The organism is Cryptocyanus atlanticus LEGE 06306, from assembly GCF_056633155.1.
This window is the reverse complement of sequence record NZ_JBSJOZ010000004.1, coordinates 205,914-228,180: the sequence shown is the minus strand read 5'-3', so window position 1 is coordinate 228,180 and position 22,267 is coordinate 205,914. Positions and strand designations below refer to the sequence as shown.

Sequence of the window (22,267 nt, the reverse complement as noted above, 5' to 3'; positions counted from 1 at the left end):
CGGTCCTAGACATGTTGAAGGTCGAGGGGGTCCTCCCACAAGCGGGGGAAGCCCGCACCTGATCCGACAGCCCCCACGCGACGGCGATGAGCAGTTCCCCAGGCGGGCCGGTGTCCGAAGCCATGAGCCTGGCCCGGCGGCGGCTTGAAGCCGAGTTGCTGCTCGGGGAACGGGTGCTGACGGCAGCGGAGCTCCTGGCCGCCGACCACCGGGCCCTCGAGAGCTGCGCGTCGATGCCGATCGAACGCTGGCGGGATCTGGCCTGCCTGCCGCTGGAGCTCCAGGGCGATCGGGTGCGGATCGCGATCCCCAGCGGCTGGAGCACCGAGCAGCGCCGCTGGCTGGAGGAGACGATCACCGCCAGCGGGAAGCAGGCGGAGCTACGGGTGGGCCTGAGGGAGGAGATCGCCACGGCCCTGGAGCGCAAGCTCGCCGAGCGCGAGCGGAGTCGTCCGCCGGAGCTGGGCCTCGCCGCGGCTCCCGACGAACGCCCGACGGGACCGTCCCTGCTGGATGGCCTCAGCCTGGAGGCCCAGCTGGAGGAACCCTCCAGCGAGGACGAGCTGGAGATGGACCTGGAGGCCAGCATCCAGGCCTCCAACGCCTCACCCGTGGTGAGCCTGGTGAATCGGATCCTGGTCGAGGCGATGGAGTCCGAGTCGAGCGACATCCATGTGGAGCCGGAGGAGGACGGCCTGCGGATCCGCTTCCGCCAGGACGGGGTGCTGCATCAGGTGGAGGAGCTGCCCAGGAGCCTCACGCCGGCCGTGACCTCCCGCTTCAAGATCATGGCCGACCTGGATATCGCCGAGCGGCGCCTGCCCCAGGACGGTCGTGTCCGCCGGGTGTTCCGGGGCCGACCGATCGAACTGCGGGTGAGCACCCTCCCCGGTCGCTGGGGGGAGAAGGTGGTGCTGCGGCTGCTCGACAGCGGCGCCACCCGCCTCGGGCTCGACCGGCTGATCACGGATCCGGCCACCCTATCCCTGGTGCGGGCGATGGGGGCGCGGCCCTTCGGGATGATCCTGGTGACGGGACCGACCGGCTCCGGGAAATCCACGACCCTCTATTCGCTGCTTTCGGAACGCAACGAACCGGGCATCAACATCTCCACTGTGGAGGACCCGATCGAGTACATGCTGCGCGGCATCACCCAGACCCAGGTGAATCGCGACAAGGGCTACGACTTCAGCACTGCCCTGCGGGCCTTCATGCGCCAGGATCCCGATGTGCTGCTGGTGGGGGAGACCCGTGACGGCGAGACCGCCAAAACCGCCATCGAAGCGGCCCTGACCGGCCACCTGGTGCTGACCACCCTGCACTGCAACGACGCCCCCAGCGCCATCGCCCGGCTGCACGAGATGGGGGTGGAGCCCTTCATGGTGAGCGCCTCCCTGCTGGGGATCGTGTCCCAGCGGCTTCTGCGCCGGATCTGTCCCACCTGCCGGATTGCCTACCACCCCGGCGAGGAGGAACTGGGTCATTTCGGTCTGTTCGCCAGCAACGAGCAGGCGGTGACGTTCTTCCGGGCGAACCGCTCCAGCGGCGAGGGGGGCCATCCCTGCCCCAGCTGCCAGGGCCGGGGCTACAAGGGTCGGATCGGCGTCTACGAAGTGGTTCGGGTCAATGAGGTCCTCGCCAGCGCGATCGCCAAGGGGGTCAGCACTGATGTGATCCGCAAACTGTCGATCGAGACCGGCATGAAAACCCTGCTGGGCTATGGCCTCGACCTGGTGCGCGAAGGCCACACCACCCTGGAGGAAGTGGAGCGGATGCTGCTGACCGACAGCGAACTGGAAGCGGAGCGGCGCGCCCGCGCCCTCACCACCCTCACCTGCACCGGCTGCGGCGCCGGCCTCAAGGACGAGTGGCTGGAATGCCCCTACTGTCTGACGGCACGGATGTGACGCGGGCGAACGCTCGCCCGACCCTTCAGAATCCGAACTTTCGCCCCGCCAAGCCTCATGGAACTCCGGATCGAGGAGTTGATGGAAGAACTGGTTGAGCAGAAGGGAAGCGACCTCCATCTGGCCGCCGGACAGCAACCGTTCGGACGTTTCAATGGCGAACTGCGGCCAATGCGCGATCAGGCCCTCAGCGAAGAATCCTGCAACCGGATGATCTTCTCAATCCTCAACAACGCCCAGCGCAAGCAACTGGAGCAGACCTGGGAGCTGGACTGTTCCTACGGCTTGCGGGGTCTGGCCCGCTTCCGCATCAACGTGTACAGCCAGCGCGGCACCTATGCCGCTTCGATGCGAGCTCTTAACAGCACGGTGCCATCACCCCAGGAGCTCGGACTTCCTCCGGTGGTGGTGGACATCACCAACCGACCGAGTGGCCTGGTGCTGGTGACGGGGCCGACGGGCTCGGGCAAGAGCACCACCCTGGCCTCCCTGCTCGACCACATCAATCGCAGCCGGGCCGAGCACATCATCACAATCGAAGATCCGATCGAGTTCACCTATACGAATGACCGAAGCCTGATTCACCAGAGACAACTCAATGAAGACACCAAGAGTTTCAGCAATGCCCTGCGGGCAGCCCTGCGCGAGGATCCCGATGTGATTCTGGTGGGGGAGATGCGTGACCTGGAGACCATCCAACTGGCGATCACTGCCGCTGAGACGGGCCACCTGGTGTTCGCGACCCTGCACACCAGTTCCGCCCCCCAGACCGTGGATCGCATCGTGGATGTGTTTCCGGCCGGACAGCAGATGCAGGTGCGCACGCAGCTGAGCAGCAGCCTGGCGGCGATCTTCGCCCAGACGCTCTGTCAGCGCAGCAGTCCATCGCAGCAGGCCTATGGCCGGGTGATGGCCCAGGAAATCATGATCAACACGCCAGCGCTGGCCAACCTGATCCGGGAGGGGAAAACGGCCCAGATCTATTCCCAGATTCAGACCGGCGGCCAGATGGGGATGCAGACCCTCGAGAAGGCCCTGGCCGATCTGGTGCGGAAGGGAGACATCGCCATCGAGGAAGCCCGCTCGAAATCCACCAAACTGGCCGAACTGAACCGCCTGCTCGGCGTGGCCGCCTGACCGAGACGCCATGCCCGCCTTTCTCGCCACCTACGCCACCGCGACCGGCTCCAACCGGGAGCTGACCCTCTCGGCCGTGGATCTGCCCAGCGCCCGCCGGGAACTGCGGCGGCGCGGCATCCTCCCCACGTCCCTGGTGCCCGCCACGGCCGGACCCACGCCGGTGTTCGTGGCCAACTATCACGATGGGCGCGGCCAGTCGAGGGAAGTGCGCCTGAACGCGGCCGACCTGGCAGCCGCCAAGCGGGAGCTGCGCCGCCGCGGCATCCGGGCCACCTCGGTGGCCCCACTCGCCGCCACCGGCAGCTCGAGGGAGGCCGGATCGAAGCCCGGGGGCAGCCTGTTCAGCCGGGATCTGGGGTCCATCAGCTTGTTCGAGGCCCGGCCCAGCATCCGGGACAAGGCTCTGTTCGCCAACAAACTCTCGGTGATGGTGGACTCGGGGGTGCCGATCGTCCGCAGCCTCACGATGGTGGCCAACCAGCAGAAGAAGCCCCTGTTCCGTCGGGCCCTGCAGGGGGTCAGTCGCGATGTGAGCCAGGGGGTGGGTCTGGGGGTGGCGATGCGCCGCTGGCCCAAGGTGTTCGATCGGCTCAGCATCGCCATGATCGAAGCCGGCGAACTGGGAGGTGTGCTGGGCGAAACCCTGAAACGCCTGGCTCTGCTGCTGGAGCAGAACGCCAGGCTGCAGAACCAGGTGAAGGGAGCACTGGCCTATCCGGTGATTGTGCTCCTGATCGCCATCGCCGTGTTTCTCGGCATGACGATCTTCCTGATCCCCAGTTTCGCGGGGGTGTTCGAGCAGCTGGGCGCGGATCTGCCCGTGTTCACGCAGATGATGGTGGATCTGAGCAGCCTGCTTCGCTCGCCGTTCTCGATCTTCCTGGTGGGGGGGCTGGTGGTGGCCGGCTGGCTGTTCGTGGGCTTCTACCGAACCCCACCGGGCCGCCGCCGGGTGGATGGCGCGATGCTGCGGCTTCCCCTGTTCGGAGATCTGATTCAGAAAACGACGACGGCCCAGTTCTGCCGCACCTTCAGCTCACTCAGCCGGGCCGGCGTTCCGATCCTGATGTCCCTCGACATCGTGCGCGAGACCTCGGGCAATTCCGTGGTGTCCGATGCGGTGCAAGCCTGCAGCCTCGACATTCAGAACGGCATTCCGCTCAGCGTGGCGCTGTCGCGCCGCAAGGTCTTCCCCGAGATGGCTCTGAGCATGCTGGCGGTGGGGGAGGAAACTGGCGAGATGGACATGATGCTCTCGAAGGTGGCGGATTTCTACGAAGATGAAGTCGCCGTGGCTGTGAAGGCGCTCACATCCCTGCTCGAGCCGATCATGATCGTGCTGGTCGGGATCATCGTGGGGGCCATTCTGGTGGCGATGTATCTGCCGATGTTCTCGGTTTTCGACAAGATCCGCTAATCCGCCGGGACCCCCTGATCGGCCCCGCCGACCACGACCGCAGCCGCGGCGATGGCGCGCCCGGCCAACCAACCACTCGTCCAGCAGTGCTGGAAGTTGAAGCCTCCGGTCACACCGTCCACATCGAGCAGTTCGCCGGCGAGATACAACCCGGGGCAACGCCGACTCTCCATCGTGGCCAGGGTCACCTCCCCCAGGGCCACCCCTCCGGCCGTGACGAACTCCTCTCCGAACGGCCCCTTGCCGCTGATCCGGTACCGGCTGGAGCGCAGCGCCTCGATCAGCCGCTGCTCCTCGCGGCGGCTGAGGTCCGCCCAGCGCTTCTCCCCGGCGACGCCTTCACGCTCCAGCAGGTGTCCCCACAGCCGGCGGCTGAGCTGGGGCCAGGGGCGGGCTCCGGCCAGCTGACGCCGCGCCTGCCCCACACGCGCCTGGGCCAGGAGAGCACCCAGGTCGGCGGCGGTGCGGCCACCGCTCCAGTCGATCCGCAGCTCGGCCCGGTAGCCAGCCTCCTTCAGGGCCCGGGCCGCGAAGGCCGTCAACCGCAGGGTGACCGGACCGCTCACACCCCGGTGGGTGATCAGCAGGATTCCCTGCTGGAGGAACCGACCCTCGCCTGTCCGAAGCTCCAGGGCGACGGGATCCACCACCACGCCGCTCAGACCCGCCAGTGGGTTGGCCTCCAGGGCCAGGGTGAACAGGGAGGGCACCGGCGGCACCAGGGTGTGGCCCAACAGCTGCGCCAAGCTGCGCCCGCTGGGGTGACCTCCGGTGGCCAGCAGCAGGCTCCGGCAACACAGGCGCTCGGTGGTGGCCGGCGCCGCAGCCGGCGGGGCCTCCCGCGGCAACCGCAAGCGCAGGCCGAAGCCACCGCCATCAAGGGGCTCCGCCTGCCGCAGAGCCGTGCTGCGCCAGACGACGACCCCAGCCGCCGCCGCCGCACGCTCCAGGGTGGCCGCCACGCTGCTGGCGCGGTTGCTGCGGGGAAACAGCCGTCCGTCGGGCTCCTCCACCAGCTCGAGACCCCGCTCGGCGAACCAGGCCAGGGTGTCCCCGCTGGCGAAGCGGCTGAAGGGGCCCCGCAGCGCCCGGGACCCGCGGGGATAGTGCCCCACCAGCACCCCGGGATCCCAGCAGGCATGGGTCACGTTGCAGCGGCCCCCACCGCTGATCAGCACCTTGCCCAGTGACTGGGGCGTGGCCTCCAGCAGCAGCACCCGCTGCAGACCCTGTTCGGCGGCGGTGATGGCCGCCATGTAACCGGCCGGGCCGCCCCCCGCCACCACCAGGGACCAATCGACGGGCAGCATGGGGGAATGACCGAGGAGCAAGGCGAACCCGCGCCGGTGGAAGGGGCGTACCGCTTCAGTGTGGCGCCGATGATGGACTGCACCGATCGGCACTTCCGGGTGCTGATGCGGCAGATCACCCGCCATGCCCTCCTCTATACCGAGATGGTGGTGGCCCAGGCCCTCCACCACGGCCATCGCGCCACCTTGCTCGATTTCGATCCCTGCGAGAAGCCCCTGGCCCTGCAGGTGGGCGGCGATGATCCACTGCTGCTGGCGGAGGCGGCGCGGCTGGCGGCCGACTGGCGCTACGACGAGATCAACCTCAACGTGGGGTGCCCCAGCGAGAAGGTCCGCCAGGGGCGGTTCGGGGCCTGCCTGATGGCGGAGCCCGGTCGGGTTGCCCGCTGCGTCGAGGCGCTGGCCTCAGCGGGCCTGCCGGTGACGGTGAAGCACCGCATCGGCATCGATGAGCAGGACAGCTACGAGGAGCTGCTGGCGTTCGTGGACACGGTGGCGACGGCGGGGGCGGCTCGGTTCAGCGTGCACGCCCGCAAGGCCTGGCTGACGGGCCTGGATCCGAAGCAGAACCGCACGGTGCCGCCGCTGCGCCACGACCTGGTGCATCGGCTCAAACGGGATCGCCCCCAGCTGCGGATCGAACTCAACGGTGGCTTGCTCGACCTGGCCGGCTGCCGGGAGCAGCTTCCCCATGTGGACGGAGTGATGGTGGGCCGGGCCGCCTACGAACATCCCCTGCGCTGGCATGGCGTGGACGAGGAGCTGTTCGGCCGCGGGCCGGCCCGGCAGGCCACGGCCTCCAGCGTGGTGCGCGGCCTCCTGCCCCACACCCGCCGCTGGTGCGGCGGGGGCGGGCGACTCTGGCCGATCGCCCGCCATCTGGTGCACCTGGTGGAGGGGGTGCCTGGTGCCCGCCACTGGCGACGCCGGCTCAGCGAAGCGGCGGGGGCGCGGGAAGCCGGCCCGGAGGTGCTGGAGGCCGCGGCCCGGCAACTGGAGGAGCGGGGCCTCTAGGTGCCTAGGGCCGGAGGCGATCCTCCCAGCCCCGGCTGCCGCGCTCGGACGACCCGCCACCGCCGCCGTAGCCGCCGCCTCCATAGCCACCACCACCGCCGTAACCACCACCGCCGCCCCGGCGAGGTCCACCGGCGCCCCGGGGTTCCGCCTTGTTGATCCGCAGGGGCCGGCCCATGAGCTCGGCGTTCTGAAGACCATCGATGGCCTGGGTTTCGGTGGCCTCATCGGCCATTTCCACGAAGGCGAAGCCGCGTTTGCGGCCGGTGTCCCGCTCAAGGGGGAGAGAACAGCTGACCACCGCGCCGAAGGGGGCGAACAGCTCAGCCACATCTTCCTGCTCGGCGCGGAAGGGGAGATTGCCGACGAAAATACTCACGGACCGAAGGAACCGATTGGAACGGTGGAACTGGAACCGGATGGCGGCCGCAGCGGGATGTCCCGGCAGCGCCGCCCCGAGCGAGGCAGCCAGGGCCGACCGTATCAAGCCTAGATCGGCCGTTCCCCCGCTCAGGCGGTTCCAGCCGCATCCGCCGCCAGGCGCTGGCGCCAGACCTCCAGCTGCTCCCGGGTCCGCTCGAAGCCCGTTCCCCCCTCGCTGAGGCGGGCGGCCACCACCTGTCGCGGCTCGATCACGGCCCGGATGTCGTCGGCGAAGGCGGGATGCAGCCGCTGCCAGCGCTCGATCGACAGATCCCGCAGCAGCAGGCCCTCCGCCAGGCACGACTTCACCAGGCCACCCACCAGCTGGTAGGCCTCCCGGAAGGGCACCCCCCGGGCCACCAGGTAGTCGGCCACATCGGTGGCATTGGAAAAATCGGCCGCCACCGCCGCCTCCAGGCGATCGGGCCGGAAGCGGATCCCCTCCTCCAGCAGGATCGCCATCGCCTCGAGGCAGTCCTCGGTGGTGCGCACCACGTCGAAGAGTGCTTCCTTGTCCTCCTGGAAGTCCTTGTTGTAGGCCAGGGGCAGGCCCTTGATCATGGTCAGCAGACCGATCAGGTGCCCGAACACCCGCCCGGCCTTGCCCCGCACCAGCTCGGGAACGTCGGGATTCTTCTTCTGCGGCATCAGGCTGCTGCCGGTGGCGCAGCGGTCGGTGAGGCTCACGAAGGCGAACTCCTCGCTGGCCCAGAGGATCACCTCCTCAGCCAGGCGGCTGAGGTGGGCCAGGATCAGGCTGGCGGCGGCACTGAACTCCACGGCGAAGTCACGGTCGCTGACGGCGTCGAGGCTGTTGGCATAGATCGCTTCGAAGCCCAGTTCGGCCGCGGTCTGGCGCCGGTCGATCGGCACGGGGGTGCCGGCCAGGGCCGCTGCCCCCAGGGGGCAGATGTTGACCCGAGCGCGCACGTCGGCCAGGCGCCGCCGATCGCGGGCCGCCATCTCCACATAGGCGAGCAGATGGTGGACCAGGGAGAGCGGCTGGGCCCGCTGCAGGTGGGTGTAGCCGGGGATGAGGGTGTCGACATGGGTGTCGGCCTGGGCCAGCAGGGCCCGCTGAAACCGCTGCAGACCGGCGTCGATCCGGTCGATCCGTCCGCGCAGCCAGAGCCGCAGGTCGGTTCCCACCTGATCGTTGCGGCTCCGGCCGGTGTGGAGCTTCTTGCCGAGCGGGCCCAGCCGCTCGATCAGCCGCCGCTCCACGGCGAAGTGAACATCCTCCGCTTCCAGGCCGGGGTTGAAGGTGCCCGCCGCGGCCTCGGCGCGAACGGCCTCCAGGCCAGCGATCAGCTGATCCGCCTCCCCGACGCTGATCACTCCGCAGCGGCCGAGCATGCGGGCGTGGGCGATCGAACCGTCCAGATCCTCCTGGAGCAGGGCGAGATCGAATTGGATCGAGGCATTGAAGCGCTCGATCGCCGGATGCAGCCCCTCTTCGAACCGGTCACTCCAGCCCGCGCTCGAGGATCCGCCGGCGTCGGACGCTGGTTGGGGAGACGGTGCCGCCATCGATGCGAGGATCCAGCGCGACCCGCCAGCTTCGCACCCCGCCCCGGGCCGGGTCAGGCGGACAGCGTGGGGAGCACCACTTCATCCTGCACCTTGAGCACGACCATCGAGGCGTCGTCCTGCAGCTGCCGATCCGCCCCCACGAAGCGATCGAGCCGCTCGAAGAGCTGATCGAGGATGGCCTGGGCACCCAACCCGCTGCGGCAGGCGGCCATCAGGGCACGGATCAAGCGGTCCTCATCAAAGCGGCCACCGGTCAGGCCGGACGCTTCGGTCACCCCATCGGTGTAGTACAGGAGCACGTCGCCAGGTTCGAGCACCAGACGTTCGCAGCCATAGGCCGCCTCGGGTTGCAGGCCGATCAGCAGACCGGGAGCATCGAGCCGTTCCACCCCCTGCCGCTGACGGCGCCAGATCAGGGGGGGATTGTGGGCGGCGTTGGCGTAGCGGAGCACCCGGGTGCGGGGATCGAAATCGGAATAGAAGAGGGTGACGAACCGGTGGGAATGGGCCAGGTCCTCCTGGGCCAGTTCGTTGAGATCGTGGAGAATGCGGTCGGGGGGATGGCCGCTGAGCACCTCGGCCCGGAGCATGCCCCGCAGCAGAGCCATCAGCAGGCTCGCCGGCACGCCCTTGCCCATCACGTCACCCATCACCAGGGCCCAGCGGGAGGTGTCCCGGCGGCGGCCGCTCAGCCGGGGCCGGGTGGGGATGAAGTCGTAGTAGTCGCCGCCGACCTCGAAGGCGGGCCGGCAGCAGGCGGCCAGTTCCACCCCTTCGATCACCGGGCAGCGGTCGGGCAGGAGCTGGGCCTGAATCTCGGCGCCGGTGCTGAGCTGTCGATCGAGCCGCTCGTGGCGGCGCATGTCCTCCTGGAGCAGCTCGTTCTCGATCGCCACCCCGGTGAGATCGGCCACCAGCTGCACATGGCGCCGGTGCACGTCGCTCCAGGTGAGGCCGTCGGCCCCGCCGAACACATAGAGGCGGCCCCGCCGGCGGTTGCGCGCCACCACCGAGGTGCCGAAGAGGGGGGCACCTCCCAGCAGACGGCGCACCTGCCGATCAAGCCGGTCCAGCTGCTCCTCCGCCGCCGCTCCCGCCCCCAGCTCCGCATCGCTCAGGCCGGCCAGTTGTCGCAGCAGTTCGGCCCCGCTGTCACCGGGACAGGCGTGGAGCTGCTCACGCCAGAGGCGTCCATCGGGGTGGAGCACCACCAGCAGGGAACCCTGGGCCTCCACCAGCCGGGAACTCACCAGGGGCACCAGCTCGAGGAACCGGTTCAGATTGGTGACGCTGCGCAGGGCGAAACCCAGGGAGGCCAGCAGCTCCTGGTTTCGCCGTTGCTCGCGGCTGAGACTGTCGAGCAGTTGGCGCAGGGTGCCCGCCGGGCTCAGCGCCGGATGGCGCCGGGTCGATGACGGTGGCACGCGTGAGGGCGGGGTGCGGCTCAAGGTTGAGACCGCAGGGGGCCGCACGGTAGCAGGCTCCGCCAGGGACGGGAGTCCGCCGGAACTCCGTCTCAGCTCGAGAGCAGGGCCTCGACGAATTCGAAGCTGTTGAACGGCCGCAGATCGCGGATGCCCTCACCGGCGCCGATGAAACGGATCGGCAGCCCGGCCTCGGAGGCCACCGCCAGGGCCACCCCGCCGCGGGCGCTGCCATCCAGCTTGGTGAGCACCACACCGGTGAGCCCCGCGGCCCGGGCGAAGGCCAGGGCCTGCCGCAGGCCGTTCTGTCCCTGGCTGGCATCGAGCACCAACAGGGACTCCACCACGGCCTCAGGGGCGAGCCTGTCGATGATGCGGCGCACCTTGCCCAGCTCCTCCATCAGGTTGTGCTTGGTCTGGAGTCGGCCGGCGGTGTCGACCAGAACCAGCTCGGTCCCCTTGGAGCGGGCCGCACCGATGGCATCGAAGACAACGGCGGCGGGATCGGCGTTGGCGCTCGGATTGGCGATCACCGGCACGCCGCTCCGCTCCCCCCAGACGGTGACCTGCTGGACGGCGGCGGCGCGGAAGGTGTCGGCGGCGGCGATCAGGCAGCTGTAGCCGCTGCGCACGGCCAGGTTGGCCAGCTTGCCCAGGGTGGTGGTCTTCCCCACCCCGTTCACCCCTACCAACAGCCAGACATTGAGGGTCTCCCGCCGGGGTGCCAGCAGCTTCTGGCCACTGGCCCGCAGGGGGACCTCCAGGAGATCACGCAGCTGCTCCTTGAGGAAACGCAGCCCTTCGGCGGGCTCCACCACCTCCTCGTTGAGGCGGCGGCGCAGGGCTTCCAGCACCTGATCGGTGGCCTGCACCCCCACATCGGCCCGGAGCAGGGTGGTCTCGAGCCGGTCGACCACCTCGGGGGTGAGGGGATCATCCCCGAGGGACTCGAGCAGTTGCGTGACGAACCCCCGGCGGGTCTTCTCGAGCCCGCGCCGGAGCCGGCTGAGCCAGTCGATCTCCTCCAGCGACACCTGATCCACCCGCCGTCCCTGGGCCGCGAGCACCTCCGCCGACCAGGTGAATTCCGCATCGAAGGAGCCCAGACGCGGTGCCGTCTCCTCGGCCGGGGACGCCTCGACCGGGGCCGGGGCGGAGGGGGGGATGGCGCTCTCCTCGGCAACGGCCAGGGCCAGCAGCTCGCGCTGCCGCTCCGCCCGCTGGGCGGCCGCCGCCTCGAGCAGGGAGGCCCCGGCGGGAGGCGGGGCAGGGCTGGCGGAAGCGGGGGGGGGCGCGGGAGGGGTGGGGGCGGCGGGCGGCGGGGCGACGACGGGTGGCGCCGGAATCTCCTCCCCCAGGGACCGCTCGGCTTCCTGCTGAGCCTTCAGGCGGGCATAGGCCTGCCGTGCCCACTCCAGCGCGTCCTGATCGACTCCACCGCTCTCGGCCGGCGGGGAGGACCCGGCGGGGGCGGGAGGGGCCGGGGCCACGGGGGGGGAGGGCGCTGCCACCGGCTCGGGACGGGGTTCGGAGGCAACCTCCGGGCCTTCCCCAGGGGGAACCTCGGGGGGACCCTCGAGGGGCGGGGCCGTTTCAGGGGGATCACCCTCGGCGGACGGGGCGTCGAGGCGGCGACGGAACCAGTCGAAGACCATGGCTGGCTCAGGAGACGGCGGTGGTGAACCGGCGCAGGACTCCATTGATCATGCGACGGCCCTGCTCATCGCTGTAGCGATTGGCCAGTTCCACAGCCTCGTTGCAGGCCACCGGGGCCGGGGTGCCGAAGCTGCCCAGGTCCACCGCCGCGAGCCGGAGGATGTCCCGATCGATGCGGGGCAGGCGACCCAGCCGCCAGCCCTCCATCACCGCATCGAGGCGACGGTCGAGGTCGTCCCGCTGCTGGAGCACCGCCCGGGCCCGCTCGATGGCGCCGCGACGGATCTCCTCCTGGTCGGCGAGCATCAGCAGGCGGGGCAGTTCCAGGCTGGCGGAGAGCCGGTTGATGGCCTGTTCGGCGTAGGCCAGACCTCGCTGGAGGTGGTCCCGCACCTGGGGCAGGCGGGCCTGACCATCAAGCAGCTCGCTGTCGAGCAGTTGCTGCTGGGCCTGCTGGAGATCCAGCTCGGAGTTGTCGAGGGCTTCCCGCACATGCTGGGCGAGGCTGGAGAGCACCTGCTGCAGGAGGCCATCGAGGGAGAGATCGGCCGGGGGCAGCCGGTCGCTGACCTGGCCGAGCATGAGCAGGGCCAGCTCGCGGGAAACGGATCGACTCTGCATCGGAACGTCAGGCCTTGTTGGGGGGTGCCGAGCTGAACACCGGAGCGCGCAACTGGGCCAGCAGACTGGAGAAACTGCGACTGGCCGGCGTACCCCGCTCGTCATCGGGGCTGACGATTCCAGCCGAGATGATCGTGCGGAAGGCATCCTCGACCGACAGATCCAGGTCACGGACCGAGGCCTCCGGCACCACCGCATACCAGCCGGTGGTGGGGTTGGGAGCGGTGGGAATGAACACGCTCAGCATCGGCTGATCGAAGGCGCCCTGCATGCTGGCTGCCAGCACACCGGTGACGAAGCCGAGGGCATAGGAGCCCTCTCGGGGGTACTCCACCAGCACCACCCGGCGGAAGCGGGTTGAATTGTCCCGCAGAACGGTTTCAAGCAGTTGCTTGAGGGTCTTGTAGACGGAGCCGGCGAGGGGGATTCGCTGCAGGGTGCCCTCGCCGAAATCGAGCAGCCAGCGGCCGACGATGTTGCGGGCCATCAGACCGATCAGCAGGATGCCCAGCAGTGGCACCAGCAGACCCACCCCCAGATTGATCAGCTCCTGAAGCAGCGGGTTGAGGGTGTTGAACGGATTGAACTGCTTCGGGATGGAGGTCAGGAACGCCAGCACGAAGCGGCTCACCGTGGTGGCCAGCCAGATGGTGGTGGCCAGGGGGATGACCACCAGCAGGCCGGCGATCAGATCGTTCTTGAGATCCTGCTGCAGGCGGGCCCCGAGCGGTTGATCAGGTCTGGGACTGGACTGCACCAAAGAGGGCCCCGGACGACCGGCCACACCAACACCTTCCGCAACCTAGCCAGGCGACCGACCGTCAGAGGAGGGCCGCCAGGGCCAGCAGGGTGAAGGCCACGGCCATGACGATCGCCGAGCCGGTGCCCACATAACGGCGCTGACTGACCGCCAGGGTGTTGGTGCGCTCCGCTTCCTCCACCTGCTGCTCCATCTGCTGGAGCTGCCGATCGATGAAGCCGCGGGCAGCCTGCTGCTTCTGCTCCGGAGTGGCCTGGGGGGGTACCTGGCCCGACTGTTCGGCCTGGCGCACCAGTTGCTCGAGCACCTCGGGATTCTGGCTCTGCTGCCGGGCCATCTCCAGCTGGGAACGCCGGGCCTGCAGGGACTGCTCCGACTCGGCCGAGAGCACCCCGTCGCCGCTGATCGAGACGGGAACCGCCACCGCCAGCGCGATGGCCAGCACGGCGGCGATCACCCCGACCAGCCAACGCAGCGGCGTGCGGCCCGCCTGGGGCTCGTCGAGGCGGGAGCCGAACAGAATCAGAATCAGACCCACGAGCGCCATGGGCGACTGGCTGACCAGCCGCTCCACCACGATCTGGCGGAACGCCTCCTCCTCCCAGCTCCAGGCTGAGAGCACCGCCGCGAGCTGCAGGACCAGCAGCACCACCAGGCTGAGGCCAAGCCAGCGCAGCAGGTAGCCAAGGCGTCCGTTCAAGGCAGGGGTCACAGCAGGATGACAATCTCGCGCAACTGTACGGGTGGAGACTGAACTGGCCCTCGCGCTGCGGCGGCAGGCCCGGGACCTGGGCTTCGATCCGGTGGGCATCGCCGCCGTTCCGGGAGATGGGCACCTGCCCCTGCGCACCGCCGCCCTGGAGCGCTGGCTGGCCGCCGGCCACCAGGGCTCGATGGCCTGGATGGCCGATCCCCGTCGTCGCGACGTGACCGCCCTGCTGCCAGGAGTCCGCAGTCTGCTGGCGGTGGGTCTGAACTACCACGTGGCCACCGATCGGACCGCGGGCAGCCTGGCGGTGGCCCGCTACGGCTGGGGACGCGACTACCACCGGGTGATCGAGGGCCGCCTGCGGCGCCTGGGCCGCTGGCTGGAGGGCCAGCGGCCGGGGCTGCGCTGGCGCGCCTGCGTCGACAGCGCCCCGCTGCTGGACAAGGCCTGGGCCGAGCAGGCCGGCATCGGCTGGATCGGCAAGAACGGCAACCTGATCCACCCACAGCGGGGCTCCTGGTTCCTGATCGGCCACCTGCTGATGGACCTGGACCTGCCGGCGGACGCCCCGGCCGAGCCATTCTGCGGCCGCTGCAGCCGCTGCCTCGACGCCTGCCCCACCGGGGCGATCACGGAGCCGTTCGTGGTGGATGCCCGCCGCTGCCTGGCCTTCCACACAATCGAGAGCCGGGAGCCGGAGCTGCCGGCCGAGATCGGGGCAGCCATGGGGCCGTGGGTGGCGGGCTGTGACATCTGCCAGGACGTCTGCCCCTGGAACCAGCAACCGCTGCCCAGCTCCGTGGATCCCGACCTCCAACCGCGGGAGTGGCTGCTGGATTTGCGGGCGGAGGAGGCCCTCACCTGGAGCGATCCCGACTGGCGGGCTCGGCTGCGGGGCTCGGCCCTGGGGCGGATCAAACCCTGGATGTGGCGCCGTAATCTGCGGGCCGCGGCCGGCGTCAGGCGCTCGGGGGGGACGGAACCCGACGCCTAGGCTGGTCCGAGCACTGAACGGGCTGGCTGGATATGGCACCGCGCTGGTACACGCATCTGGCGGCGGCCCCCCTGGCTCTGACGCTGGTGATCGGCTCCTCCCCCGCGGCCCTGGCCCTGGTGCCCTACGTCTACGTGCCCCGCACCCAGGAGCTCGAAGCCGCCGGTCTGGGCATCGCCCAGGCGGCCAGCCGCCTGCTGAGCCTGGGTCAGGCCGACGATGCGGCCCGGCTGGCGGGCCTGACGGTACGGCTGCTGCCCGACGACCCCCGCGGCTGGGTGCTCCTGGCCGAAGCGCAGCTGCGCAGCAACCAGTCGAAGCAGGCTAGTGAGGCCCTGGCCCGGGCCAAGCAGCTGGATCCAGCCAACCCGGGCATCTGGTTCGCCGAAGGATCCCTGGCCCTGCGGGACGGTCAGCCCGCCCAGGCGGTAGGCCTCCTGCAGGAAGGTCTGCGCCTCGACGGCAAGAATGCCGGCGCCCATTTCGATCTGGGCAACGCCCACCTGTTGCTCAACGAGCCCAGGGCCGCGCTGGGCTCGTTCGAGCGGGCCGCCGGTCTGCGCAAGGACTTCTGGGAAGCGATCAACAACCAGGGACTGGTGCTGTTCGAACTGGGCCAGAACCGGGACGCCATCCAGCGCTGGCGCCGCTGTCTGGCGATCAATCCCCAGGCCGCTGAACCCATGCTGGCCCTGGCGGCTGGCCTCAGCGCCAACCCCGAGGGGGAGCAGGAAGCCCTTGATCTGGCTGGGCGGGCTCTGGCGATCGAACCCAACTACGTGCTGGAGAGCTATCAGACCGAACAGCTCTGGGGTCCGAAGCTGCGCCGGCAGACCCGTGAGCTGCTGGCCGCACCGGCTCTCAAGGCGGCGGTGGACCGGGCCAACGCCAACGCCAGTGGCAGCAGCGACTCCGACGAGGAACCCGCCGGCTAGGGCCTCCGGGCGAGATCTGTAGGCTGAGCCCCTTCCGCCCTCAGACCCCAGACCCGGATGGCCGAGGAGCGCGTTCAACCGATCGCCCTGCATCAGGAGATGCAGCGCTCCTACCTCGAGTACGCGATGAGCGTGATCGTGGGTCGGGCCCTGCCGGATGTGCGCGATGGCCTCAAGCCGGTGCAGCGCCGCATCCTGTTCGCCATGCACGAGCTGGGTCTGACCCCGGACCGGCCCTACCGCAAGTGCGCCCGGGTGGTGGGGGACGTGCTCGGCAAATACCACCCCCACGGCGATCAGGCCGTCTACGACGCGCTGGTGCGCCTGGTCCAGACCTTCGCCAGCCGCCATCCCCTGCTCGATGGCCACGGCAACTTCGGCTCGGTGGACGATGACCCGCCGGCCGCCATGCGGTACACCGAAACCCGGCTGGCCCCGATCGCCCACCAGGCCCTGCTCGATGAGATCGGCGACGACACGGTCGATTTCGCCTCGAACTTCGATGGCTCCCAGCAGGAGCCCACGGTGCTGCCGGCCCAGCTGCCCTTCCTGCTGCTCAACGGCTGCTCCGGCATTGCCGTCGGCATGGCCACCAGCATTCCCCCCCACAACCTGGGCGAAGTGGTGGACGCCCTGATCGCCCTGATCCGCCGGCCCGATCTGGACGAGGAGAGCCTGCTGAAGCTGGTGCCGGGCCCCGACTTCCCGACCGGAGGCGAGGTGCTCACCGGCAGCGGCCTGCGCGACACCTACCGATCCGGCCGCGGCAGCATTCCGATGCGGGGGGTGGCCCACACCGAGGAAATCCAGCCCGGAAAAGGTCGCCATCGTCGCGCCGCCGTGGTGGTGACCGAGCTGCCCTACCAGCTCAGCAAGGCGGGCTGGATCGAGAAGCTCGCCGAGCAAGTGAATGACGGCAAGATCGGCGGCATTGCCGACATCCGCGACGAGAGCGACCGCGACGGCATGCGGGTGGTGATCGAACTGCGCCGCGATGCGGAGGCCGAGAAGGTGCTCAGTGAACTGCAGCGCCGCACCTCGCTACAGAGCAACTTCGGCGCGATCCTGCTGGCCCTCGTCGACGGACAGCCCCAGCAGCTCAGCCTGCGGCAGCTGCTCAACGCCTTCCTGGATTACCGGGAACTGACCCTGATCCGCCGAACCCGGCATGCCCTGAAGCGCTGTGAGGATCGTCTGGAGGTGGTGGAGGGCCTGATCCGCGCCCTCGACGCCCTGCCGGAGGTGATCGAGCGGATCCAGGCGGCGAGTGATGCCGCCGCCGCCCGCGCCAGCCTGCAGGTTCACTTCGACCTGAACGAACGCCAGGCCGACGCCGTGCTGGCGATGCCGCTGCGCCGCCTGACCAGCCTCGAGCAGGACGGATTGCGCAAGGAGGCGTGCGAGCTCGCCGCCGAGTCGGAGCGGCTTCGCCACCTCCTGCTGGATCGGCCGGCCCTGCTGCTGGCCATGACGGCGGAGCTCAAGGCTCTCCGCAAGCGGTTCGCCACCCCTCGACGCACCCGCCTGGTGGCCGGTGGCGACGAACTGGTGGCCCAGCGGGCCGCCGCCGTGCGGCCCAACACGGAGCTGCAGCGGCAGCAGGCCCTTGACGCCCTTGCCCCGGATGGACGGCTGCTGATCCAGAGCGATGGCCTGGTCAGGATCGTGGCTCCGCAGCAGCTGGGCCGCCTGCATCTCGAGGAACCCGCCCCGCTGGGGGACCATCCGAGCCCGGCCCGGCTGATCCTGCCGGTGAGTGGCAAGCCGGCCGTGCTGGCCTTCACGGCCGCCGGGAAGGTGGCGCTGCTGCGCTGGGAGTTCTCCGGTCAGCAACCTGGCCCCCTGGAGTCGTTCCTGCCCGAGAGCCTGGCGGGGGATCCGGTGGTCCAGCTGCTGCCCCTGCCGGCAGCGCCCTCGGGCAGCCTGGGTCTGCTCAGCAGCGACGGCCGCTTCAAACGGCTGCCGATCGACACCTTTCTGGAGCTCTCCGGCCGGGCCGCCACCGTGCTGAAACTCAAGGACGGCGTCCAGCTCCGGCGGGTGGTGGGAGGGCCGTCCGGGGGTGATCTGGTGGTGGCATCCAGCACCGGGCGGCTGCTGCGCCTGCCGTTGAACGATGCCAGCCTGCCGCTGATGGGCAAGACCGCCCAGGGACCAGTGCTGCTGCGGCTGCTGCCCGGCGAGAGCGTGGTGGGTGCCGCCTGCGTGGCCGTCGACGGGGATGTGCTGCTGGCCACGGCCCGAGGCCAGGTGAAGCGGTTGGCGGTGGACAGCCTGCGGCCCTGCGATCGGGGTGATCTGGGTCAGATCGGTCTCCGCTTCAACGAGCGCGATGACACCCTGGTGGATCTGAGGGCGGCGGAGCAGGCCTTGGTGGCAGTCTGCCTGGTGAGTGGCCGCAGTCTGCGGCTGGCGGTGGACGAACTGGAGCGTCAGGACGGCGGCGGCAGCGGCGGCGACCTGGGCCTGGCCGCCGGGGATCGGGTCAGGGAGTTGGTGCCACTTCTGTCCTGAACGTGGCGGCCAGGCCCGTGGGCTCCAGCATCAGCTTGCTGGAGCGCACCGACTCGTCCATCTCGATCGGATAGTTCCCGTCGAAGCAGGCGGTGCAGAAGTGGGAGGAATGGTCGTGGGCGGCATCCAGCATGGCCTCCTGGCTCAGGTAGGCGAGGGAATCGACGCCGAGGTGCTGGCTGATTTCGGAGAGCGTGAGACGGGCCGCGATCAGCTGATCCTGGTTGTCGGTGTCGATGCCGTAGAAGCATGGATGGGTGACGGGAGGGGAACTGATCCGCATGTGCACCTCGGTGGCACCGGCCTCTCGCAGGGCCTGCACGAGCTTGCGGCTCGTGGTTCCCCTCACGATCGAATCGTCGATCACCACCACCCGTTTGCCGGCCAGGACATCGGGAAGGGGATTGAGCTTGACCCGGATGCCCGCCTCCCGCATCGCCTGGGTGGGCTGGATGAAGGTGCGGCCCACATAGCGGTTCTTGATCAGCCCGTCGGCGAAGGGGATGCCACTCACCTTCGAGTAGCCGATGGCGGCGGGGATGCCGGAATCGGGCACCCCGATCACGATGTCGGCCTCGACCGAGGCCTCCCCGGCCAGCAACTCGCCGATGTGATGGCGGTAGCTATAGAGAGATTCGCCGAAGAAGCGACTGTCGGGCCGGGCGAAGTAGATCATCTCGAAGACGCACAGTCGGGCCGGCTCCTCGATCCAGCGCTGACGGGTCGGCACCGGATCACCGGCGTCGAAGCGGATCAGTTCGCCCGGGGCGACATCGCCGTCGTAGGCGGCGCCGATGATGTCGAGACCGCAGGTCTCGCTGCTCACCACCCACTGGCCCTGGTGCTTTTCCCCCAGGTGGCCGAAGACCAGCGGACGCACCCCATGGCCATCGCGCAGGGCGAACAGGGCCTCGGGAGTGCCGATCGCCAGGCTGAAGGCGCCCCGGCAGCGGCCGGCGGCCTGCCGGATCGCCGCTTCCCAGCCCAGCCCACCATCGACGGCATGCTGCAGCGCGAAGGCGATCAGCTCGGAATCGGTGGTGGAAGTGAACTGGATCTCGCTGGAGCGCACGGTCTCGCGCAGCTCGTCGACATTGACGATGTTGCCGTTGTGGGCCAGGGCGAACGGGCCCAGGCGGGTCATCAGCACCACCGGTTGCGCATTGCAGACCCGGCTGCTGCCGGTGGTCGAGTAGCGGTTGTGGCCGATGGCCAGGTCGCCGGGCATGCGCTCCAGCACCGCCTGGTCGAACACCTGGCTGACCAGGCCCATGTCCTTGTGGAGACGGATCCGGGATCCGTTGAACACGGCGATGCCGGCCGATTCCTGGCCCCGGTGCTGCAGGGCGTAGAGCCCGAAGTAGGTGAGATTCGCCACCGGCTGATCGGGGGCGTAGACGGCGAAGACCCCGCAGGCCTCCTGCATCCGGTCAGGACGCTCGATCCGGGAGGGGGCAGGAAGGGGATCGCTGGGGCCGGTGGTGTGGGGCTTGACGTGCACAGTTGCCACAGGCCCATTCACCGTTCTTTTACCTTCACATTGTGCCTCAGGTCGTTACGCCCATGCGGCGGGGCAGGGCGGCTTCATAGACATCGGCCAGCCGTTCCAGCGGCAGCTCCAGCAGGCTCACGCCATCGCGATCAAGCCGGAGCTCCGGCCCCGGATCCACCCGGCCGATCGCGGCGGCGGGCACGGCGGGACAGGCTGCCAGCCGCTCGCCCCAGGCCTCGGCCTGCTCCGGCGCCACACTGAGCAGCAGGCGAGCCCCGCCCTCGGCGAACAGGATCCGGTCGGGGCGACCGCCGGCGGAGGGCAGGGTGAGCCGGGCACCGAGGCCGGAGGCGATGCAGCTTTCGGCCAGCGCCACCGCCAGGCCGCCATCGCTGAGATCGTGGGCAGAAGCCACCAGTCCGGCGGCGATCGCCCCGCGCAGAAGGGTCTGCACCTCCCGCTCCAGCGCCAGATCGGGGCGGGGCGGGCGGCCGGTGCTCAGGCCGTGGACCCGCTCCAGATAGCTGCCGGCCGCCAGGCCACAGCGATCGTCCTCAGGGTCGGTGTCGAGGGGCAGGCCGAGCAGCCAGATGACGTCGCCGGGGCTCCGCCAGCCCAGGCCGGTGACGTGAGCCAGATCGTGGACCAGACCCACCATCCCCACCACCGGCGTGGGATGGATCGGCTGAAGGCTGCCGTCTGGGCGGCGGGTTTCGTTATAGAGGGAGACGTTGCCGCCGGTGACGGGCGTGGCCAGGGCAGCGCAGGCTTCGGAGAGGCCGCGACAGGCCTCGGCCAGCTGCCAGTAGCCCCTGGGGGTCTCCGGGGAGGGGAAATTGAGGTTGTCGGTGACGGCCAGGGGTTCGGCACCGGTGCAGCTGAGGTTGCGGGCCGCCTCGGCCACCGCCGCCAGGGCACCCCGCTGTGGATCGAGGGCCACCCAGCGGTTCGGGCAATCCACCGTGGCGGCCACGGCGCGGCGGCTCGGCTCGAGACTGCCTGAGCCCTGCTGGGGACGCAGCCGCACCACGGCGGCATCGGCCCCCCCGGGGGGCACCACGGTGTTGCCCTGCACCTGCTGGTCGTACTGGCGGTAGACCCAGCGCTTGCTGGCGATGGTGGGATCGTCGAGCAGGTGGAGCAGGACCTCGGCCCAGCTGCGTGGCTGACCGCCCACTGGGGTGATCCCTTCGGCCGTGGCCGGCGGAAGCCGATCCTCGTGCCACCCCCAGTGCTTCAGAATCTCGGCGGGAGGTTCACCCAGCAGGGTGTGGTGGTTGATCGGCGTCTCCTCGGCGAGGGCTCTGGCCGGCAGTTCGGCCGCCACGGCGCCGTGCTGCAGCACCCGCACCACGTTCTCCTCGAGCACCCGGCCCACCACCGCCGCCTGCAGGCCCCAGCGGCGGAAGCGGGCCATCAGCGCGTCCTCCCGTCCGGCCCGCACCACGAACAGCATCCGCTCCTGGGATTCCGAGAGCAGGTACTCATAGGCGCTCATGCCACTCTCGCGGGCCGGCACCCGATCCAGATCGAGTTCCACACCCACACCCCCCTTGGCCGCCATCTCGGAGCAACTGCAGGTGAGACCGGCGGCGCCCATGTCCTGAGCGGCCACCACGTCCCCGCTCCGGAAGGCCTCCAGACAGGCCTCGATCAGCCCCTTCTCCAGGAAGGGATCCCCCACCTGCACCGCAGGGCGGTCATCGAGGGAAGTGTCGCTGAGTTCGGCGCTGGCGAAGCTGGCCCCACCCATGCCGTCCCGGCCTGTGGTGCTGCCCACATAGATCACCGGATTGCCGATCCCCGCCGCCCCCGAGCAGACGATCTCCTCGGTTTCCATGAGGCCCAGGGCCATGGCATTGACCAGGGGATTGCCGGCGTAGCTGGGATCGAAGGCCACCTCACCCCCCACGGTGGGCACACCGACACAGTTGCCGTAATGGGCGATGCCGGCCACCACACCCTCCAGGAGACCGACATTGCGGGGATCCTCGAGGGGCCCGAACCGGAGGGCATTGAGCAGGGCGATCGGGCGGGCCCCCATGGTGAAGATGTCCCGCAGGATGCCGCCGACCCCCGTGGCCGCCCCCTGGAACGGTTCGAGGGCCGAGGGATGGTTGTGGCTCTCGATCTTGAAAGCCAGGCGCTGCCCCTCCCCGAGATCCACCACTCCGGCGTTCTCCCCCGGACCCACCAGGATGCGGGGCCCGGTGGTGGGAAAGCCCTGGAGGAGGGGCCTGGAGTTGCGGTAGCAGCAGTGCTCCGACCACATCACGCCGAACATGCCCAGCTCGGCCCGGTTGGGGTCCCGCCCGAGGCGCCGCACGATCTCCGCGTAATCGGCCGGGCTGAGTCCCTCCTGACGCAGGGCGTCGGCGACCGTGACGGAGGGGGTGGCGACCACGGGGGGCAGGCAAC

The 22,267-nt window shown here is 69.7% G+C and carries 16 protein-coding genes and 1 pseudogene; 7 read left to right on the top strand and 10 right to left on the bottom strand.

The genetic code is table 11. The features are described from left to right. Positions 1-86: 86 nt before the first annotated feature. From ACWJI7_RS06740 to ACWJI7_RS06730, 3 genes are read left to right on the top strand one after another with little or no spacing between them, the layout of a single operon-like run. On the top strand, positions 87-1,907 hold the full coding sequence (locus ACWJI7_RS06740; RefSeq protein ID WP_479936402.1) for a GspE/PulE family protein: 1,821 nt from the start codon (positions 87-89) through the stop codon (positions 1,905-1,907). 57 nt (positions 1,908-1,964) lie between these two features. Continuing rightward, positions 1,965-3,044, top strand: a complete 1,080-nt coding sequence (locus tag ACWJI7_RS06735; RefSeq protein ID WP_479936401.1) for a type IV pilus twitching motility protein PilT — start codon at positions 1,965-1,967, stop codon at positions 3,042-3,044. 10 nt (positions 3,045-3,054) lie between these two features. Beyond that, positions 3,055-4,464 carry a type II secretion system F family protein gene (locus tag ACWJI7_RS06730; RefSeq protein WP_479936400.1) on the top strand — a complete coding sequence of 470 codons (1,410 nt, stop codon included), beginning with the start codon at positions 3,055-3,057 and terminating at the stop codon, positions 4,462-4,464. On the opposite strand, the gene ACWJI7_RS06725 is transcribed toward ACWJI7_RS06730, so the two are convergent. Beyond that, a complete protein-coding gene (locus tag ACWJI7_RS06725; RefSeq protein ID WP_479936398.1) occupies positions 4,461-5,774 on the bottom strand; it encodes a BaiN/RdsA family NAD(P)/FAD-dependent oxidoreductase in 1,314 nt (437 codons plus the stop codon). The genes ACWJI7_RS06730 and ACWJI7_RS06725 overlap by 4 nt on opposite strands. Before the next feature lie 6 nt (positions 5,775-5,780). Between ACWJI7_RS06725 and dusA the strand changes: the two genes are divergently transcribed. Continuing rightward, complete coding sequence (dusA, locus tag ACWJI7_RS06720; RefSeq protein ID WP_479936396.1) at positions 5,781-6,788, top strand: tRNA dihydrouridine(20/20a) synthase DusA; 1,008 nt, start codon at positions 5,781-5,783, stop codon at positions 6,786-6,788. 16 nt (positions 6,789-6,804) lie between these two features. Here dusA and ACWJI7_RS06715 read toward each other — a convergent pair. The 7 genes and pseudogenes from ACWJI7_RS06715 to ACWJI7_RS06685 all read right to left on the bottom strand — a co-directional run. Continuing rightward, positions 6,805-7,167 (bottom strand): annotated as a pseudogene (locus ACWJI7_RS06715) (RNA recognition motif domain-containing protein); the annotation flags it as partial. Positions 7,168-7,298: 131 nt separating this feature from the next. Beyond that, positions 7,299-8,741, bottom strand: coding sequence for an argininosuccinate lyase (gene argH / locus ACWJI7_RS06710; RefSeq protein ID WP_479936394.1), 1,443 nt, complete (start codon positions 8,739-8,741; stop codon positions 7,299-7,301). Positions 8,742-8,794: 53 nt separating this feature from the next. Continuing rightward, complete coding sequence (locus ACWJI7_RS06705) at positions 8,795-10,168, bottom strand: PP2C family protein-serine/threonine phosphatase (protein ID WP_479936392.1); 1,374 nt, start codon at positions 10,166-10,168, stop codon at positions 8,795-8,797. Between the two features lie 92 nt (positions 10,169-10,260). Further along, the gene (gene ftsY, locus ACWJI7_RS06700; RefSeq protein ID WP_479936390.1) at positions 10,261-11,823 is read right to left on the bottom strand and encodes a signal recognition particle-docking protein FtsY; all 1,563 of its coding nucleotides are present in this window, start codon (positions 11,821-11,823) and stop codon (positions 10,261-10,263) included. Positions 11,824-11,830: 7 nt separating this feature from the next. Next, positions 11,831-12,445 (bottom strand): transcription antitermination factor NusB, encoded by a 615-nt coding sequence (gene nusB, locus ACWJI7_RS06695; RefSeq protein WP_479936388.1) that lies wholly within the window; start codon positions 12,443-12,445, stop codon positions 11,831-11,833. 7 nt (positions 12,446-12,452) lie between these two features. Beyond that, positions 12,453-13,205 carry a DUF502 domain-containing protein gene (locus tag ACWJI7_RS06690; RefSeq protein WP_479936481.1) on the bottom strand — a complete coding sequence of 251 codons (753 nt, stop codon included), beginning with the start codon at positions 13,203-13,205 and terminating at the stop codon, positions 12,453-12,455. A gap of 61 nt (positions 13,206-13,266) precedes the next feature. Then, the gene (locus ACWJI7_RS06685; RefSeq protein WP_479936386.1) at positions 13,267-13,905 is read right to left on the bottom strand and encodes an HpsJ family protein; all 639 of its coding nucleotides are present in this window, start codon (positions 13,903-13,905) and stop codon (positions 13,267-13,269) included. A 43-nt stretch (positions 13,906-13,948) separates the two neighbouring features. On the opposite strand from ACWJI7_RS06685, the gene queG reads away from it, so the two are divergent. Genes queG through ACWJI7_RS06670 form a run of 3 tightly spaced genes read left to right on the top strand, consistent with a single transcriptional unit; the run spans position 13,949 to position 18,357 of the window. Further along, entirely contained in the window at positions 13,949-14,908 is a 960-nt protein-coding gene (gene queG / locus ACWJI7_RS06680; protein ID WP_479936384.1) for a tRNA epoxyqueuosine(34) reductase QueG, read from the top strand. 32 nt (positions 14,909-14,940) lie between these two features. Beyond that, positions 14,941-15,843: a tetratricopeptide repeat protein gene (locus ACWJI7_RS06675; RefSeq protein WP_479936382.1), complete on the top strand. Its 903-nt coding sequence runs from the start codon at positions 14,941-14,943 to the stop codon at positions 15,841-15,843. 57 nt (positions 15,844-15,900) lie between these two features. Continuing rightward, positions 15,901-18,357, top strand: coding sequence for a DNA gyrase/topoisomerase IV subunit A (locus ACWJI7_RS06670; protein WP_479936381.1), 2,457 nt, complete (start codon positions 15,901-15,903; stop codon positions 18,355-18,357). Here the strand turns inward: ACWJI7_RS06670 and purF are convergent. Together purF and purL are read right to left on the bottom strand one after the other, a co-directional pair. Continuing rightward, the gene (purF, locus tag ACWJI7_RS06665) at positions 18,329-19,783 is read right to left on the bottom strand and encodes an amidophosphoribosyltransferase (RefSeq protein WP_479936479.1); all 1,455 of its coding nucleotides are present in this window, start codon (positions 19,781-19,783) and stop codon (positions 18,329-18,331) included. The genes ACWJI7_RS06670 and purF overlap by 29 nt on opposite strands. Before the next feature lie 121 nt (positions 19,784-19,904). Next, positions 19,905-22,253, bottom strand: coding sequence for a phosphoribosylformylglycinamidine synthase subunit PurL (gene purL, locus ACWJI7_RS06660; RefSeq protein WP_479936379.1), 2,349 nt, complete (start codon positions 22,251-22,253; stop codon positions 19,905-19,907). Between the last annotated feature and the right edge of the window lie 14 nt (positions 22,254-22,267).

What these genes read in the sequence shown, in the direction of transcription:
- ACWJI7_RS06740 (WP_479936402.1), top strand. Translation starts at nt 87, where the DNA reads ATGAGCAGTTCCCCAGGCGGGCCGGTGTCCGAAGCCATGAGCCTGGCC.
- ACWJI7_RS06735 (WP_479936401.1), top strand. Translation starts at nt 1,965, where the DNA reads ATGGAACTCCGGATCGAGGAGTTGATGGAAGAACTGGTTGAGCAGAAG.
- ACWJI7_RS06730 (WP_479936400.1), top strand. Translation starts at nt 3,055, where the DNA reads ATGCCCGCCTTTCTCGCCACCTACGCCACCGCGACCGGCTCCAACCGG.
- ACWJI7_RS06725 (WP_479936398.1), bottom strand. Translation starts at nt 5,774, where the DNA reads ATGCTGCCCGTCGATTGGTCCCTGGTGGTGGCGGGGGGCGGCCCGGCC.
- dusA (WP_479936396.1), top strand. Translation starts at nt 5,781, where the DNA reads ATGACCGAGGAGCAAGGCGAACCCGCGCCGGTGGAAGGGGCGTACCGC.
- argH (WP_479936394.1), bottom strand. Translation starts at nt 8,741, where the DNA reads ATGGCGGCACCGTCTCCCCAACCAGCGTCCGACGCCGGCGGATCCTCG.
- ftsY (WP_479936390.1), bottom strand. Translation starts at nt 11,823, where the DNA reads ATGGTCTTCGACTGGTTCCGTCGCCGCCTCGACGCCCCGTCCGCCGAG.
- nusB (WP_479936388.1), bottom strand. Translation starts at nt 12,445, where the DNA reads ATGCAGAGTCGATCCGTTTCCCGCGAGCTGGCCCTGCTCATGCTCGGC.
- ACWJI7_RS06675 (WP_479936382.1), top strand. Translation starts at nt 14,941, where the DNA reads ATGGCACCGCGCTGGTACACGCATCTGGCGGCGGCCCCCCTGGCTCTG.
- ACWJI7_RS06670 (WP_479936381.1), top strand. Translation starts at nt 15,901, where the DNA reads ATGGCCGAGGAGCGCGTTCAACCGATCGCCCTGCATCAGGAGATGCAG.
- purF (WP_479936479.1), bottom strand. Translation starts at nt 19,783, where the DNA reads ATGCAGGAGGCCTGCGGGGTCTTCGCCGTCTACGCCCCCGATCAGCCG.